We start from the raw sequence: 15,176 nt of genomic DNA, 5'->3' as shown, positions 1-15,176 counted from the left end.
CATGCGTATCGCATTTTTCGTCAATTCCATCGAAACAGAGGGGCCGAACTACGCGACCGGGCTGCTTGCCATGGCCGCGCTCAATCGCGGCCATGAGGTGGTTTATCTGACGCCCGGCGATTTCACCTTGCGCTCGGATGACAGCCTGGCCATCCATGCCACCGTGCTGCCGAAGGGTAAAGTCAAGAAAGGCGAGACGTTCCATTCCACGCTTCAGGACAAGGCGCTGGAGCGGCGAACCATGGATGTGGAGGAAATCGATGCGCTGATGCTGCGCAACGACCCCTCGCTCGACCAGACGACGCGGCCATGGGCGGTGCATGCCGGCATCCTGTTCGGGCGGCTTGCCGAACAGCGGGGCGTCGTGGTGCTGAACGATCCCGAAGGTCTGGCGCTCGCGCAGAACAAGCTCTATTTCCAGAGCTTTCCCGAAATCGTTCGCCCGACCACGATCATTTCGCGCAATGTCGAGGAAATCCGCGCCTTTGCCGACGCGCACCCCAAGGGCGTCATCGTCAAGCCGCTGCAGGGCTCCGGCGGCAAGAACGTCTTCAAGATCGGCTCCAGCAAGGAGACCAATCTCAACCAGATTTTCGAGGCGGTGAGCCTCGAAGGTTATCTGATCGCGCAGGCCTATCTGCCGGCCGCCAAGGATGGCGACATCCGCTTCTTTATGATGAATGGCCGCCCGCTGATGCGTGAAGGCAAATATGCCGCCCTTCGCCGCGTGCCGGCCAAGGGAGACCTGCGCTCCAATATTCATGCCCATGGTACGGCGGAGGCGGCGACGGTGACCGATGAAATCGTGGCGCTCGCCGAAATGGTGCGGCCGAAGCTGGTGGAGGACGGCATGTTCCTTGTCGGGCTGGATATCGTTGGCGACAAGATACTGGAAGTGAACGTGTTTTCCCCGGGTGGCCTTTCCAACATCCGCGATCTCACGGAGATGGATTTCAGCGACACGATCATCGAGGCCGTGGAAACCAAGATCGCCATGCAGAGCGCTTCCGGCGGCACCATCTCCAACCGCCTGCTGGCGACGCTGTGAGGTTATTCCCGTAATTCGGCCGGGTGCATCTCGCGATACCAGGCGACGAGGGCCTTGATGCCCTCCTCGACCGGGGTTTGCGGCACGTAACCGGTCAATGCCCTCAGAAGATCGGGCGAAGCGAAGGTGCGGGGAACATCGCCCTGCTGCATCGGCAGCATGTTGCGGATCGCGGGTTTGCCGACCGCCTTTTCGACCGTCTCGACAAAATGCATCAGCTCCACCGGCTGGCCGCCGCCGATATTGACCACGCGGAAGGGCGCGTGGTGTGAGAGCGTGTCGGTGACACCTTCCTGCGTAACACGGTTTTCCTCGGAAGGGATGACCGCGCTCAACCGGACGATGCCCTCCACCAGATCGTCGATATAGGTGAAATCGCGGCTCATATTGCCTTGTCCGTAAATATCGATCGGCCGGCCGTTGGAAACGGCGTCGACGAATTTGATCGGCGCCATGTCCGGACGTCCCCAGGGGCCATAGACCGTAAAGAAACGGAAGGCGGTGGTGGGCAGCTTGTGTAGATGGGCATAGCTGTGCGCCATCAGCTCCATCGACTTTTTGGTGGCGGCGTAAAGCGTCATCGGTTCGTCGGCCTTGTCGCTTTCCGCGAAGGGTATTTTCTCGTTGGCGCCATAGATGGAGGAGGTCGACGCCAGCATCAGGTGCTTGACCTGCAAGCTTCTCGCGAGCTCCAGCATGTTGAACGAGCCGATGAGATTGGAATCGATATAGGCCCGTGGATTTTCAAGACTGTAGCGGACGCCCGCCTGTGCGGCGAGGTGGATGATGATTTCAGGTTCGGCGGCCTCAGCCGCGCGCTTCAGCGCATCCGTATCTTCCAGCATGCCGATTTCGGCCCGGAAGCCGTTGGAGCGGGAAAGGATGGCGTGGCGTTTTTCCTTGAGGCTGACATCGTAATATTTCGTCATGCCGTCGAAGCCGGTCACGAAATGGCCGGCGTCCAACAGTCGCTTGGCAACATAAAAGCCGATGAAGCCAGCCGTGCCGGTAACCAGATAACGCATGATGATTATATCCCGAATCCGTTGGTGCGTTTGCGGTCTGACCGAAGCGCAGAAAACCTTTTAATGAAATGGCGAAAACGAAACCTCTATGCGCCCTTGTCGGAACCGCCTTCATGCGGGCGACCGACCGCGGCATAGATGAAGCCATGCGCGGCGACCTCATCCGTGCGGTAGATATTGCGCAGGTCCACCAGAACAGGGGTTTTCATGATCGCCTTCAGGCGCGGCAGGTCGAGCGCGCGGAACTGGTTCCATTCCGTCACGATCACCACGGCGTCGGCATCTTCCGCCGCCTCGTAGGGGCCGGCCGCATAGTCGATGTCTTCCATCAGATGGCGGGCATTCGCCATGCCTTCCGGATCGTAACCCACCACTTTCGCACCGCCGTCCTGCAGGGTCTGGATGATGGCGATTGCCGGGCTGTCGCGCATGTCGTCGGTATTCGGCTTGAAGGTAAGGCCAAGCACGGCGATTTTCTTGCCGCGCACATCGCCGCCCACCGCATTGATGACCTTGCGGCCCATGGCGCGCTTGCGATTGTCATTGATGGCGATGGTGGTCTCGATCAGCCGCACCGGCGCATCATAGTCCTGCGCGGTCTTGGCGAGCGCCAGCGTGTCCTTCGGGAAACAGGAACCGCCATAACCGGGGCCGGCATGCAGGAATTTCGGGCCGATGCGGCCATCGAGACCGATGCCGCGCGAGACATCCTGCACATTGGCGCCGACCTTTTCGCAGAGGTCAGCCATCTCGTTGATGAAGGTGATCTTCATCGCCAGAAAGGCGTTGGCGGCATATTTGATGAGTTCGGAAGCGCGCCTTGTGGTGAAAAGCAGCGGCGACTGATTGAGATAAAGCGGGCGGTAAACCTCGGTCATGACGGGGCGGGCGCGCTCGTCCGAAAGGCCGACGACGATGCGGTCCGGCCGCTTGAAATCCTCTATGGCAGCGCCTTCGCGCAGGAATTCCGGGTTGGAGACGACGGCGAAATCAGCCGAGGGGTTTTCCTCGTGGATGATGCGCTCCACCTCGTCGCCGGTGCCGACGGGAACGGTGGATTTGGTGACGATGACCGTGAAGCCGTCCAGCGAATGGGCGATCTCTTTTGCCGCCGCATAGACATAACCGAGATCCGCATGGCCATCGCCGCGCCGCGAGGGCGTGCCGACCGCGATGAAGACGACATCGGCATTGGCGACGGCTGCGGAAAGATCGGTGGTGAAGCTCAACCGCCCGGCCTTGGCATTGTTGGCGACGATGACATCGAGACCCGGCTCGAAGATCGGAATATGGCCGTTTTTCAGGGCCTCTATCTTCTCCGGCATCTTGTCGACGCAGACCACGTCATGGCCGAAATCCGCAAAACACGCGCCGGACACAAGGCCGACATAACCCGAACCGATCATCACAATCCGCATTCTTTTTCCTTTCGGTTAGCGAGGCCATGGTAACGCAGCAATATCAGCCGGGGAAATCGGCGGATGAAAATCGCACGATAATATTTAGCCGCCTTCATGCCCGTCGCCAAGCGCCACGATCAACACCGGCTAACCTCTTTCCATGACGGTGATGTGATGGCCATGGCGGGACAAATTTGCCGCACCTTGCAGCCATTTTCATCGGTCGGGGCCAATCGGGCAATTTTACTTCTTTTGCGGCTTGCACTCATAGGTAGCCGGGTCTAGCCATAGGGTGAGGATCAAATCTGCCAGACTGTCTGTCCCTTGAAGGGGCGTCCGGGTCGCGTTCCACGCGGCCGGGGGATGCTTTGCATTGCGGTCGGTGTTTGGGGACGTTCAAATGCAAAAGGGTTTTCTGCTCGGTCTGTTCGCTTATGCGACCTTTTCCATGGGCGATGCCACCATCAAGTCGCTTGGATCGCAGATCAGCGTTTTCGAAATCGGCTTCTTCAGCATTCTATTTTCCGGTATTTTCATTTTCTTCAGCAAGCCGCGCGAGGAAAGGTGGCGTGAATTCTGGCGCATGAGCCGGCCCTTCGCCGTGCACGGGCGCGCCATCTCCGGCCTTTTCGCGGGTATTTTCGGCATCTATGCCTTCACCACCATTCCACTGGCGGAAGCCTATGCGCTGATCTTTCTGTCGCCGCTCTTCGTCACAGTGCTTTCCGCCGTCGTGCTGAAGGAGAACATTGGCCCATGGCGATGGGCGGCGGTTCTGGCGGGTATCGTCGGCGTGATCCTCGTCGTGCGGCCGGGCTTCAAGACGCTGGAACTCGGACATTTCGCCGCCATCGGCGTCGCCTTCCTGGCGGCGATGACCATCGTTTTGCTGCGCTCGCTTGCGGGCAAGGAAAAGCGTACCTCAATCATGGGCGTGCTGCTGATCTACGGCCTCACCTTCAACGGCATTGCCTCCATCCCCGAATTCGTCATGCCCACCCTGCACCAGCTATTGGCCTTCGCCTTCATCGGCCTTTGCACGGCCACGGGGCAGATTACCCTTCTGGTCGCCACCCGCATCGCGCCGGCGAGCCAGATCGCGCCATCGCATTATTCGCAAATCCTCTGGGCCGTGGCGATCGGCATGGCTTTCTTCCACGAATATCCGGATGCGGTCGCCGTGCTTGGTCTGGCCGTCATCGCCGCATCGGGACTGCTGACGATGATCCGCGAAAAGGTGAGGCTCGGCACCGTGCGCTGGAACCCGTTTTTCCGCAATCGGCTTTGAACTCACCCTTGATCGGAAACAGTGCGTCAACCGAAGCGCGGCTTGTGAAGCGGCGGCAACCCGGCCCATAAGGCTTTCATCTTTAGATGAACGGAGAGCCGCAAATGCTCGTGGATGGAAAATGGACCGCCGAATGGCATCCGGTGCAGGCAACCGACAAGAAAGGCGGCTTCGTTCGCCAGACCTCCGGCTTCCGCAACTGGGTGACGCCTGACGGTTCGGCGGGGCCGACGGGTGAGGGCGGTTTTGCGGCCGAAAGCGGCCGTTATCATCTTTATGTCGCGCTGATTTGCCCCTGGGCATCGCGCACGCTGATCGGCCGAAAGCTGAAGAAGCTGGAAGAGGTGATTTCCGTTTCCGTTGTCGAGCCCGCCCTTTCCGACGAGGGCTGGAAATTCGGCGACTATCCGGGCGCGGATCGCGATACGCTCAACGGCTTCACCTATATGCATGAGGTCTATACCAGCGCGGATCCGCATTATACCGGCCGCGCCACCGTGCCCGTGCTTTGGGACAAAAAGACGAAAACCATCGTCAACAACGAATCCGCCGATATTCTGCGAATGCTGAATTCCGGTTTCGGCGCTCTGGCCGATAATGGCGTGGACCTCTATCCGGAAGCTTTGCGCGGTGAGATCGATGCTCTCAATGACCACATCTATCCGCGCCTCAACAACGGCGTTTACCGGACCGGTTTCGCCACCACGCAGGTCGCTTATGAAGAGGCCTTCGCCGATGTGTTCGCAACGCTTCAGGAGCTCGAAAGCCGCCTCGTCTCAGGCGGGCCTTTCCTTTTCGGCGATCTGCTGACCGAAACGGATGTCCGGCTTTTCGTGACGCTGGTTCGTTTCGATGCCGCCTATTATGGCCTGTTCAAATGCAATCTTCGCCGTATCGCCGATTATCCCGCCCTTCAGGCCTATATGATGCGGGTGCTGACCATTCCGGGCGTGCGCGACACGGTCAATATCGACCATATCAAGCGCGGTTATTATTCCATCAAGGCGCTCAATCCGACCCGGATCGTGCCTGTCGGCCCCGATCTTCCGGGGCTGTATGACGTTTCTCTCCGCCCATCGAACTGAGCGGATGATGGACTAGACCGGCTTGCCGACCTGATCGAGCAGCCATGCCTGAAAGGCGCGTGCCAGCGCATTGTCCTGCCGTCCTTCCGGCAGGGCCACGTAATAGCTCTTGTCAGTCTGCAGGGGAATGTCGAAGACGATTTCGAGGCGGCCGGAGGCGATCTCCGCCTCGATTAGATATTTCGGCAGAAGGGCAAAACCGATGCCGCTTGCGGCGGCCTCGATGATCATCGAGAACTGGTCGAAACGGCTGCCCTGATAGGCGTTCTCCGCCGTCACACCGTTCATCTCCAGCCATTCCGTCCATAGTTTCGGCCGCGTCGTCACATGCAGGAGCGGTTGCCCGGTCAGATCCTGTGGCTGGTTCACGCTGGCGCGGCGCACAAGGGCGGGGCTTGCGACCGGCACGATCACCTCGTTGCACAAAAATGTGCAGGTGCCATGCGCCCAGACCGGTTGGCCGTAGTGAATGGCGAGATCGAAACCTTCCTCGTCGAAGTCGAAGGGATGCGAGCGCGAGCCGATGGTGATCGTTATTTCCGGATTGGCGTCGATGAAGCGGTGGAGGCGCGGCATCAGCCAGCGGCTGCCGAATGTCGGCAATGTCGCGACGGAAAGCGATGCGTGCGATGTTCCGGCTGAAACCGCGCGCACCATCAATTGTTCGGATTGCTGCAACAGGCGCCGCACATCGGGCAGGAATTTACGCCCCGCCTCCGAAAGCACGACCCGCCTGCGGATGCGCTCGAAAAGCTGCATTCCGGTCTGCGCTTCCAGTTCGCCGATCTGCCGGCTCACCGCGCTCTGCGTGAGGTTGAGTTCTTCCGCCGCACGCGTAAAATTGCCGTGCCGTGCCGCGCATTCGAACGCCTGCAGGGTAACGATGTCAGGGACCAGTCTTCTGCGCGGATCCATTCCATTCTCGCATCAACTTACCCGCTTTCCTCATTGGAAAAGGGTCATTATGGCCATATATGATTACGGGAAAGAATGGAACGGTGTAAAACATCAGTTCCACATAACGAATGGCAAATTCGGGGAAAGAAGAGTGACGGGAGTTGAAAGCGCCGTATCGAAACGGCCTTTCCTCCCCTTTTAAGCCAAAAGGACGATGGACATGGATGCGACCACGAAGCTCGACGTGAAACAGGAAGCTGCGGCCCTGCTCGACAGGATGGGCGTTGCCCGCGATCTCTATACCGGCGGCGATATGGCCTCCTTCAGCCCGGTGACGGGTGAACAGGTCGCGAATCTCAAGACCGTTTCGGTCGAGGGTGTCGCAGCCGTGATCGACCGGGCCGATGCCGCCTTCAAGGCATGGCGCAATGTGCCGGCGCCCCGCCGTGGCGAACTGATCCGGCTGCTCGGCGAAGAGCTGCGCGCCTTCAAGGCCGATCTCGGCCGTCTCGTCTCGCTGGAAGCGGGTAAGGTTCCCTCCGAGGGCCTCGGCGAAGTGCAGGAAATGATCGATATCTGCGATTTCGCGGTCGGCCTTTCCCGCCAGCTTTATGGTCTCACCATCGCCACCGAACGCCCCGGTCACCGCATGATGGAAACCTGGCATCCGCTCGGCGTCGTCGGCGTCATCTCCGCCTTCAACTTCCCGGTCGCCGTCTGGTCGTGGAATGCAGCGCTTGCCATCGTCTGCGGCAATTCGGTTGTCTGGAAGCCTTCGGAAAAGACCCCGCTCACGGCGCTTGCCGTGCAGGGCATCTTCGAGCGCGCTGTCGCCCGTTTCGGCGATGCGCCGGAAGGTCTTTCGCAGCTTCTGATCGGCGACCGCGCCGTGGGTGAAGCTCTGGTGGACAATCCCAAGGTGCCGCTCGTTTCGGCCACCGGTTCCACCCGCATGGGCCGCGATGTCGGCCCGCGTCTGGCGAAACGCTTCGCCCGCGCCATTCTGGAACTCGGCGGCAACAATGCCGGCATCGTCTGCCCTTCCGCCGATCTCGACATGGCGCTGCGCGCCATCGCCTTCGGCGCCATGGGCACGGCCGGCCAGCGCTGCACCACGCTTCGCCGTCTCTTCGTGCATGACAGCGTCTATGACCAACTCGTGCCGCGCCTGAAAAAGGCCTATGCCTCCGTTTCCGTCGGCAACCCGCTGGAAACATCGGCACTCGTCGGTCCGCTGGTGGACAAGGCGGCTTTCGACGGCATGCAGAAGGCCCTCGAAGCGGCGAAAGCCCATGATGGCGTGGTGAATGGCGGCGGCCGCGTGGATACGGGTGCGCCGGATGCCTATTACGTCAAGCCGGCGCTGGTCGAAATGCCGAAGCAGGCGGGGCCTGTGCTGGAAGAGACTTTCGCGCCGATCCTCTATGTCATGAAATACAGCGATCTCGATCAGGCGATAGACGACCATAACGCCGTCGCTGCTGGTCTTTCCTCATCGATCTTCACTCGCGATATGCAGGAATCGGAACGGTTCCTGTCGTCGGAAGGTTCCGATTGCGGCATTGCCAACGTCAATATCGGCACTTCGGGTGCGGAAATCGGTGGTGCCTTCGGCGGTGAGAAGGAAACCGGCGGCGGCCGTGAATCTGGTTCGGATGCGTGGAAGGCCTATATGCGCCGCGCCACCAACACCATCAACTACTCCAAGGCGCTGCCTTTGGCGCAGGGCGTTTCCTTCGATATCGAATAATCGCGTCCTTATAGACAAATTGATCCATCATGCCGGCGCGGCTCCATCCGCGCCGGCATTTCTATTCGATGGGTTGGACGAGGGCGTCCGCGACGATTTGCGGAAAAGAGGTATTTGCGCGGAATTTTATTCCCGCAATATTGCTCATATTGAATTATCGTCTCTCTATCGTTTTAATGGAAAACCCTAGCATATGCTCCATATCGTGAACCGGCCAGAGGGGCTGGTGACAAGGAGATGAAATGCCAGCCATCACCCGCCGCGCGCTTTCCGCCAGCCTTTTTGTTGCCGCCGCATTCTCCGCCCTGCCGCTGCAGGCGCAGGCGGCGGAAGAGCTGAAGATCGGTTACCAGAAAACCGGCCTGCCGGTGATAGCCCGCCAGCAGGGTGTCATCGAAAAGGCGCTGGAGGCCAAGGGCGTGAAGGTTTCCTGGGTCGAATTCACGGCGGGCCCGCCGCTGGTGGAAGCCCTGAATGTCGGCTCCATCAATGTCGGCTGGACGGGGGATGCGCCGCCTATCTTCGGTCAGGCGGCAGGTTCCGCCATCGTTTATGTCGCGGCCCTTCCTTCGAACGGCAAGGGCGAAGCGATCTTCACCAAGCCCGAAAGCGGCATCAAGTCTGTTGCCGATCTCAAGGGCAAGAAGGTCGGCGTCGGCAAGGGCACCAGCGCGCACAATCTGCTGGTGGCGGCGCTGGAGAAGAACGGCCTGAAATTCAGCGATATCGAGGTGGTCTATCTCAGCCCTGCCGATGCCGCGGCAGCTTTCGCCAGCGACAAGATCGACGCCTGGGCCGTCTGGGATCCCTTCTATGCGATTGCCGAAACCCGCTACAAGCCGGTCACTCTGGCCCGCACCAGCGATGTGCTCGCCGTCAGCACCTATTTCCTCGCCAATCGCGATTACGCCAAATCCAATGCGGATACCATCAACATCACCATCGATGCTCTAGGCGAGGCGGCGAAATGGTCCGCTGCCAACCGCGACAAGGTTGCTGCAGCTTTGCATGAAGTGACGGGCGTGCCGCTGGAGGCGCAGACGCTCGCCGCGAACCGCTCGGAATTCGGCATTACGAAGATCGACGACAAGATCGTCGCCAGTCAGCAGGAAACGGCCGACCGCTTTTATCGTCTCGGCCTGATCCCGAAACAGATAAGCATCAAGGATGCCGTCTGGTCGGGCGCGACGAACTGAGCAAGAGCCGGAGGGCATGCCATGAGCACCGGAAAGCGTATCGAGATTGGCGGCATCACAGGCTGGCTGCTCCCCGCACTCATTCTTGCGGGCTGGGAGGCGGCGGCGCGGGCCGGTCTGATTTCCGCCAATGTGCTGCCGGCCCCTTCGGCTGTCGCGGAAGCCTTCTGGCGGCTTCTGCTCTCGGGTGAGCTTGTCGCCAATATCGGCGTCAGTTCCGCCCGCGCGCTCGCCGGTTTCGCCATTGGCGGCTCCATCGGTTTCATCTTCGGGCTGGCCAATGGTCTCTCGAAATTTTCCCGCAGCTTCACCGATACGACGCTGCAGATGATCCGCAATATTCCGCATCTGGCGCTCATTCCACTGGTCATCCTCTGGTTCGGCATCGATGAGGAGGCGAAGCTGTTCCTCGTCGCGCTCGGGGTGTTTTTCCCGATCTACATCAACACGCTGCTCGGCATTCAGGGGGTCGATCCGCAACTGGTGGAAATGGGCCGCACCTACGGCATGTCGCCCTTCACGCTGTTCCGGCGGGTCATTCTGCCCGGCGCGCTGCCCGCCATTTTCACCGGCCTGCGTTATGCGCTCGGCATCATGTGGCTGACGTTGATCGTGGCTGAAACCATCTCTTCCTCCTCCGGCCTCGGCTATATGGCCATGCAGGCGCGCGAGTTCCTGCTGATCGACGTCGTCGTGCTGTCGATCCTCATCTATGCGCTTCTCGGCAAGCTGGCCGACAGTTTCGCCCGCTTCCTCGAAAGCATCTTCCTGCAATGGCATCCAGCCTTCAAGAAAGTCTGAGGTAACCCATGTCGACCGGCAATGTTACGACGCTGAGACGCCCGGATGCCCCGCCATCCCTTCCGTCGCAGGCGAAAATCGAACAACGCGAGAAGACGACAGAAGGCAAGGTCGCCTTCAGCTTCCGCAATGTGGCGAAGAGTTTTGGCGACAAACCGGTTCTGCGCGGCATCGATCTCGATGTGCGGGAAGGCGAGTTTCTGGCCATCATCGGCAAGAGCGGCTGTGGCAAGAGCACGCTCCTGCGCATTCTGGCCGGCCTCGACACGCCGACCACCGGAACCGTCTCGAAAGATGCATCGAGCCGCACCCGCATGATGTTTCAGGAGCCGCGTCTTCTGCCTTGGGAGCGGATAGCGAATAATGTCTCCGTGGGCCTGACGGGCATTGCCAAAGGTGAGGCGGCGCAGGAGCAGGCGCTTGCCATTCTCGATGAGGTCGGTCTGAAGGACCGGGCGGGTGAGTGGCCCTATGTGCTTTCCGGCGGCCAGAAGCAGCGCGTTGCCCTGGCGCGCGCGCTGGTGGCCCATCCGCAAATCCTGGCGCTGGATGAACCGCTCGGCGCGCTCGATGCGCTCACCCGCATTGAAATGCAGCTTCTGCTGGAGCGCATCTGGCGCAAGCAGAAATTCACCGCCGTGCTCGTCACCCATGATGTTTCCGAGGCCGTGGCGCTTGCGGATCGCATCGTCGTCATCGATGAAGGGCGCATCGCGCTTGATCTCGATGTGAAATTGCCCCGTCCGCGCCGTCATGGCACGGCGGAATTCGCAAGGCTGGAAGAGCAGGTTCTGAACCAGCTCTTCGGCCGTGGCGAGACCAACGGATAAGGCATGAACCGGCAGGGCCGAGACCTCGCCGGACGATATCATCAGCCAATGCTCATCAAGCTGGCATTGCCGCCGGCGGCCGTGGTGTTGACGCTGACGGAAACCTCTTCGACCAGCCAGTCGAGATTATAGGGCTGGCTTTCCCCGGAAAGCGCTTCCGTTGCCGAGGCCTGAACGAGAACCAGCGGGCCGGGCAGGGCGGCGATCTTTTTATTGACCGCCACGATACGCGCCGCATCGCCCTCGACCAGCGCGCCGGCGAAGGGCGCTGATTTTTCCCAGTCATCCGCCCAGACGATGCGCGAGGTCACGCTTGCCGGCAGTCCGTAAATGGATTTCTCCAGTCCCGAAGCATTATCGATGACAACCGCGTTTCCGGTTGCAAGCGCTGCCGCAAGCTGGCGGTAAAGCCCCTGTTCGGTTGCCGGAACCAGCAGAACCTTTCCACGCGGATGCAGCGCATAGACATTGCGCTCGCCGACAGGACCTGCCAACTCGGTTTCGAAGCCGAGGCCGGAAAGTGCCGCCGCCTGCCGTGCGGCTTCCGCCGCAACGGTTTCGCCGTTTTCATCCAGCCAGCGGGCGAGATCGACGGCGGCCTGATCCTGCTGGCTGGCGATGCGGTCGATCCTCGGTGCGGTCTGCGTCATACGGCCGAGATAGAGCGGCCCGCCGGCCTTGGGACCGGTGCCGGAGAGGCCGCGTCCGCCAAAGGGCTGCACGCCGACAACCGCGCCGATGATGTTGCGGTTCACATAAAGATTGCCGGCCGCGACGCGCGACAGCACATGCTGGATCGTATCGTCAAGACGGGTATGCAGGCCGAAGGTCAGGCCGTAACCGGTGGCGTTGATCTCATCGATCAGCCGGTCGAGATTGTCGCGCTTGAAGCGGATGACGTGCAGCACCGGGCCGAAGACTTCGCGTTTCAGATCGGCGAGCGATTTCATTTCGATGATGGTTGGCGGCACGAAGGTGCCCTTGCCGGTTTCGCCGGCAAGCGTGATCTGTTCGATGCGATGGCCGAGCCCGCGCATGCCCTCGATATGCTTTTCGATGATGCCCTTCGCCTCGGCGGTGATGACGGGGCCGACATCGACGGAAAGCTTGTCGGTGCGGCCGATGCGCAATTCGTGCAGCGCGCCTTTCAGCATGGTCAGCGTGCGGTCCGCCACATCTTCCTGCAGGCAGAGAATACGCAGCGCCGAGCAGCGCTGGCCGGCGCTGTCGAAAGCGGATGCAATGACATCGGCGACGACCTGCTCGGCAAGCGCGGAGGAATCGACGATCATGGCGTTCTGGCCGCCGGTTTCGGCAATCAGCGGCACCGGCTGGCCATTGGCCAGAACCCGGCCGGCAAGCTGGCCCTGAATGAGCCGCGCCACTTCCGTCGAGCCCGTAAACATCACGCCGGCTGTAAGGGGTGAGCCAACAAGTGCGGCCCCTGTCTTGCCGTCGCCCGGCAGAAGCTGCACGGCATCCTGCGGAACGCCGGCCTCATGCAGCAGGCGTACGCCCTGCGCTGCGATCAGCGGCGTTTCTTCGGCGGGCTTTGCCAGAACCGGATTGCCGGCAACCAGCGCTGCCGTTACCTGACCGATGAAGATCGCAAGCGGGAAGTTCCACGGGCTGATGCAGACGACCGGGCCGAGCGGCGTTTCGCCGGACTTGAAGTTCCTGCGGGCTTCCGCCGCATAATAACGCAGGAAGTCGATCGCCTCGCGCACCTCGGCAATGGCGTTGGGCATGGATTTCCCTGCCTCGCGCATGATGAGGCCGAGCAGGGCGGGCATTTCAGCCTGCATGGCGTCGGCGGCGCGCTCCAGGCAGGCGGCACGCTCTTCCACCGGGGTGGAGGGCCAGCTTGAGGCCGCCGCCCGCTGCATGGCCGCTTCGACATCGGATTCGGTGGGCTCCGTCACATGGCCGACGATATCATTGTGGTCGCCGGGGTTGAGAACCGGGCGCGTGTTGCCGCCTGCCTGCGGTGCCGACGCTTTCCACTCCGTCGCAGCACCTGCCTTCAGGGTTTTGTCCAGTGCGGCGAGCGTCGTTTCGCTGGAAAGATCGAGGCCGGCGGAGTTTTTACGTTCCGGGCCGAACAGGCCTTCGGGGGCGGCGATGCGGTCGTGACGTGCGCCGGGAACGGTATAGGCCTTGACGACGGCAACCGGGTCTTCCAGCAGGGAATCCACCGGCACGGCTGGGTCGGCAATGCGGTTGACGAAGGAAGAGTTCGCACCGTTTTCCAGCAGGCGGCGGACGAGATAGGCCAGCAGCGTCTCATGTGTGCCGACGGGGGCATAGAAACGGCAGGGCCGGTCGAGCTTCTTCTTGCCGACAACTTCGCTGTAAAGCGGTTCGCCCATGCCATGCAGGCACTGGAACTCATAGTCGCCGAGTTTGAAGCCGGGGCCGGCGAGATGGTAGATCGTCGCCATGGACTGCGCATTGTGGGTCGCAAATTGCGGGAAAACCAGATCGCGCGCGGCGAGCAGTTTGCGGGCGCAGGCAATGTAGGAGACATCCGTGTGGACCTTGCGGGTGAAGACCGGGAAGTCCTCCAGCCCCTCCACCTGCGCCCGCTTGATTTCGGCATCCCAATAGGCGCCCTTGACGAGGCGCACCATGATGCGCCGGCCCGAACGGCGGGCGAGATCGATAATGTAGTCCAGAACGAAGGGGCAGCGGCGGCCATAGGCCTGCACGACGAAACCGAGGCCATTCCAGCCGGCGAGGTCCCTGTCGAGCGCCAGCTCTTCCAGAAGATCGAGCGACAGTTCCAGCCGGTCGGCTTCCTCGGCATCGATATTGAGGCCGATGTCGTATTTCTTGCTGAGCAGCATCAGCGATTTGACGCGCGGCAGCAGCTCCGCCATCACCCGCTCCGCCTGCGCGCGGGCGTAACGCGGATGCAGCGCCGAAAGCTTGATGGAAATGCCCGGCCCGCCATAGATGCCGCGCCCGGCAGACGCCTTGCCGATGGCGTGGATGGCGTTTTCGTAGTCCTTGTAATAACGCTCCGCATCCTTCGCGGTGGTCGCGGCTTCGCCCAGCATATCGTAGGAATATTGGAAGCCTTGCTCTTCCAGCGGCTTCGAACGCTTGATCGCTTCGCCGATGGTTTCGCCGGTCACGAATTGCTCGCCCATCATGCGCATGGCCATATCGACGCCGCGACGGATGACGGGTTCGCCGGCGCGAGCGATCAGCTTGGTCAGCGCCGCCGAAAGGCCGCTATCGTTTACCGTCGAGGTCAGCTTGCCGGTGATGACGAGGCCCCAGGTGGCGGCATTGACGAAGAGCGAACGCCCGCCGCCAATATGGGATTTCCAGTCGCCGCGCGCGATCTTGTCGCGGATCAGCGCGTCGCGGGTAGCGGTGTCGGGAATGCGCAGCAGCGCTTCGGCAAGGCACATCAGCGCCACGCCCTCATGGCTGGAGAGCGAATATTCCTGCACCAGTCCCTCGACGCCGGTGCCCTTGGTCTTGGCGCGCAATGCCTCGATCAGTTTGCGGGCCGTGTCGCGAATGGCTTTCGTCTCTTCCGCCGTCACCGTCGCCGCCTCGATCAGCGGCGCCAGGCATTCTTCCTCCGGGCGGCGATAGGCGGCGGTGATCGCCTTGCGCAGCAGGCTTTGCTCGCGCACTGGTGGCGCAAAATTCTGGAAGATACCGTTCGCCACTACACCGGCGTTGCTTGCACCATCGGCCATTCTGAAAATCCTGAAAACGCTGTTGAAGACAGACCTTCGGCGGCAGCGTGTCCTCCGCCCGCCGCTTGTCATCCTGTGGCAGACAATATCATCACCGCAGAAATTGCTATGGCCCTATTTTCAGGATAAAACAGGCAATA

General features: G+C 61.1%; 11 protein-coding genes. 7 read left to right on the top strand and 4 right to left on the bottom strand.

The window, feature by feature from the left end; all coding sequences use genetic code 11:
• Position 1 precedes the first annotated feature (1 nt).
• A complete protein-coding gene (locus tag ACQZ60_RS22855; protein ID WP_448736182.1) occupies positions 2–1,048 on the top strand; it encodes a glutathione synthase in 1,047 nt (348 codons plus the stop codon).
• Between the two features lie 2 nt (positions 1,049–1,050).
• On the opposite strand, the gene ACQZ60_RS22850 is transcribed toward ACQZ60_RS22855, so the two are convergent.
• Both ACQZ60_RS22850 and ACQZ60_RS22845 read right to left on the bottom strand, forming a co-directional pair.
• Positions 1,051–2,073, bottom strand: a complete 1,023-nt coding sequence (locus ACQZ60_RS22850; protein WP_020811546.1) for an NAD-dependent epimerase — start codon at positions 2,071–2,073, stop codon at positions 1,051–1,053.
• A gap of 86 nt (positions 2,074–2,159) precedes the next feature.
• Positions 2,160–3,491, bottom strand: coding sequence for a UDP-glucose dehydrogenase family protein (locus ACQZ60_RS22845; protein ID WP_448736181.1), 1,332 nt, complete (start codon positions 3,489–3,491; stop codon positions 2,160–2,162).
• A 382-nt stretch (positions 3,492–3,873) separates the two neighbouring features.
• Between ACQZ60_RS22845 and ACQZ60_RS22840 the strand changes: the two genes are divergently transcribed.
• Positions 3,874–4,761, top strand: a complete 888-nt coding sequence (locus ACQZ60_RS22840) for a DMT family transporter (protein ID WP_174037347.1) — start codon at positions 3,874–3,876, stop codon at positions 4,759–4,761.
• A gap of 104 nt (positions 4,762–4,865) precedes the next feature.
• The gene (locus ACQZ60_RS22835; protein ID WP_448736180.1) at positions 4,866–5,846 is read left to right on the top strand and encodes a glutathione S-transferase family protein; all 981 of its coding nucleotides are present in this window, start codon (positions 4,866–4,868) and stop codon (positions 5,844–5,846) included.
• A gap of 12 nt (positions 5,847–5,858) precedes the next feature.
• Here the strand turns inward: ACQZ60_RS22835 and ACQZ60_RS22830 are convergent, their stop codons facing one another.
• Positions 5,859–6,761, bottom strand: coding sequence for a LysR family transcriptional regulator (locus ACQZ60_RS22830; protein ID WP_059756833.1), 903 nt, complete (start codon positions 6,759–6,761; stop codon positions 5,859–5,861).
• A 202-nt stretch (positions 6,762–6,963) separates the two neighbouring features.
• On the opposite strand from ACQZ60_RS22830, the gene amaB reads away from it, so the two are divergent.
• The 4 genes from amaB to ACQZ60_RS22810 all read left to right on the top strand — a co-directional run bounded on the left by amaB (position 6,964) and on the right by ACQZ60_RS22810 (position 11,320).
• Entirely contained in the window at positions 6,964–8,493 is a 1,530-nt protein-coding gene (gene amaB, locus ACQZ60_RS22825; RefSeq protein ID WP_448736179.1) for an L-piperidine-6-carboxylate dehydrogenase, read from the top strand.
• Positions 8,494–8,735: 242 nt separating this feature from the next.
• Positions 8,736–9,689: an aliphatic sulfonate ABC transporter substrate-binding protein gene (locus tag ACQZ60_RS22820; protein ID WP_448736178.1), complete on the top strand. Its 954-nt coding sequence runs from the start codon at positions 8,736–8,738 to the stop codon at positions 9,687–9,689.
• A 21-nt stretch (positions 9,690–9,710) separates the two neighbouring features.
• Positions 9,711–10,490, top strand: a complete 780-nt coding sequence (locus ACQZ60_RS22815; protein ID WP_020009953.1) for an ABC transporter permease subunit — start codon at positions 9,711–9,713, stop codon at positions 10,488–10,490.
• 8 nt (positions 10,491–10,498) lie between these two features.
• Entirely contained in the window at positions 10,499–11,320 is an 822-nt protein-coding gene (locus ACQZ60_RS22810; protein ID WP_448736177.1) for an ABC transporter ATP-binding protein, read from the top strand.
• Positions 11,321–11,361: 41 nt separating this feature from the next.
• Here the strand turns inward: ACQZ60_RS22810 and putA are convergent, their stop codons facing one another.
• Positions 11,362–15,036: a trifunctional transcriptional regulator/proline dehydrogenase/L-glutamate gamma-semialdehyde dehydrogenase gene (gene putA / locus ACQZ60_RS22805; RefSeq protein ID WP_448736176.1), complete on the bottom strand. Its 3,675-nt coding sequence runs from the start codon at positions 15,034–15,036 to the stop codon at positions 11,362–11,364.
• Positions 15,037–15,176 lie beyond the last annotated feature (140 nt).

It is taken from the genome of Agrobacterium sp. 22-223-1 (assembly GCF_053522385.1).
The sequence above is the reverse complement of the archived record's forward strand: the minus strand, read 5'-3'. Positions and strand labels throughout refer to the sequence as shown.

Excerpts from the sequence above, each read along its gene's own strand:
- putA (WP_448736176.1), bottom strand. The coding sequence starts at position 15,036 with ATGGCCGATGGTGCAAGCAACGCCGGTGTAGTGGCGAACGGTATCTTC.
- ACQZ60_RS22830 (WP_059756833.1), bottom strand. The coding sequence starts at position 6,761 with ATGGATCCGCGCAGAAGACTGGTCCCTGACATCGTTACCCTGCAGGCG.
- ACQZ60_RS22820 (WP_448736178.1), top strand. The coding sequence starts at position 8,736 with ATGCCAGCCATCACCCGCCGCGCGCTTTCCGCCAGCCTTTTTGTTGCC.
- ACQZ60_RS22850 (WP_020811546.1), bottom strand. The coding sequence starts at position 2,073 with ATGCGTTATCTGGTTACCGGCACGGCTGGCTTCATCGGCTTTTATGTT.
- amaB (WP_448736179.1), top strand. The coding sequence starts at position 6,964 with ATGGATGCGACCACGAAGCTCGACGTGAAACAGGAAGCTGCGGCCCTG.
- ACQZ60_RS22835 (WP_448736180.1), top strand. The coding sequence starts at position 4,866 with ATGCTCGTGGATGGAAAATGGACCGCCGAATGGCATCCGGTGCAGGCA.
- ACQZ60_RS22810 (WP_448736177.1), top strand. The coding sequence starts at position 10,499 with ATGTCGACCGGCAATGTTACGACGCTGAGACGCCCGGATGCCCCGCCA.
- ACQZ60_RS22815 (WP_020009953.1), top strand. The coding sequence starts at position 9,711 with ATGAGCACCGGAAAGCGTATCGAGATTGGCGGCATCACAGGCTGGCTG.
- ACQZ60_RS22855 (WP_448736182.1), top strand. The coding sequence starts at position 2 with ATGCGTATCGCATTTTTCGTCAATTCCATCGAAACAGAGGGGCCGAAC.
- ACQZ60_RS22845 (WP_448736181.1), bottom strand. The coding sequence starts at position 3,491 with ATGCGGATTGTGATGATCGGTTCGGGTTATGTCGGCCTTGTGTCCGGC.
- ACQZ60_RS22840 (WP_174037347.1), top strand. The coding sequence starts at position 3,874 with ATGCAAAAGGGTTTTCTGCTCGGTCTGTTCGCTTATGCGACCTTTTCC.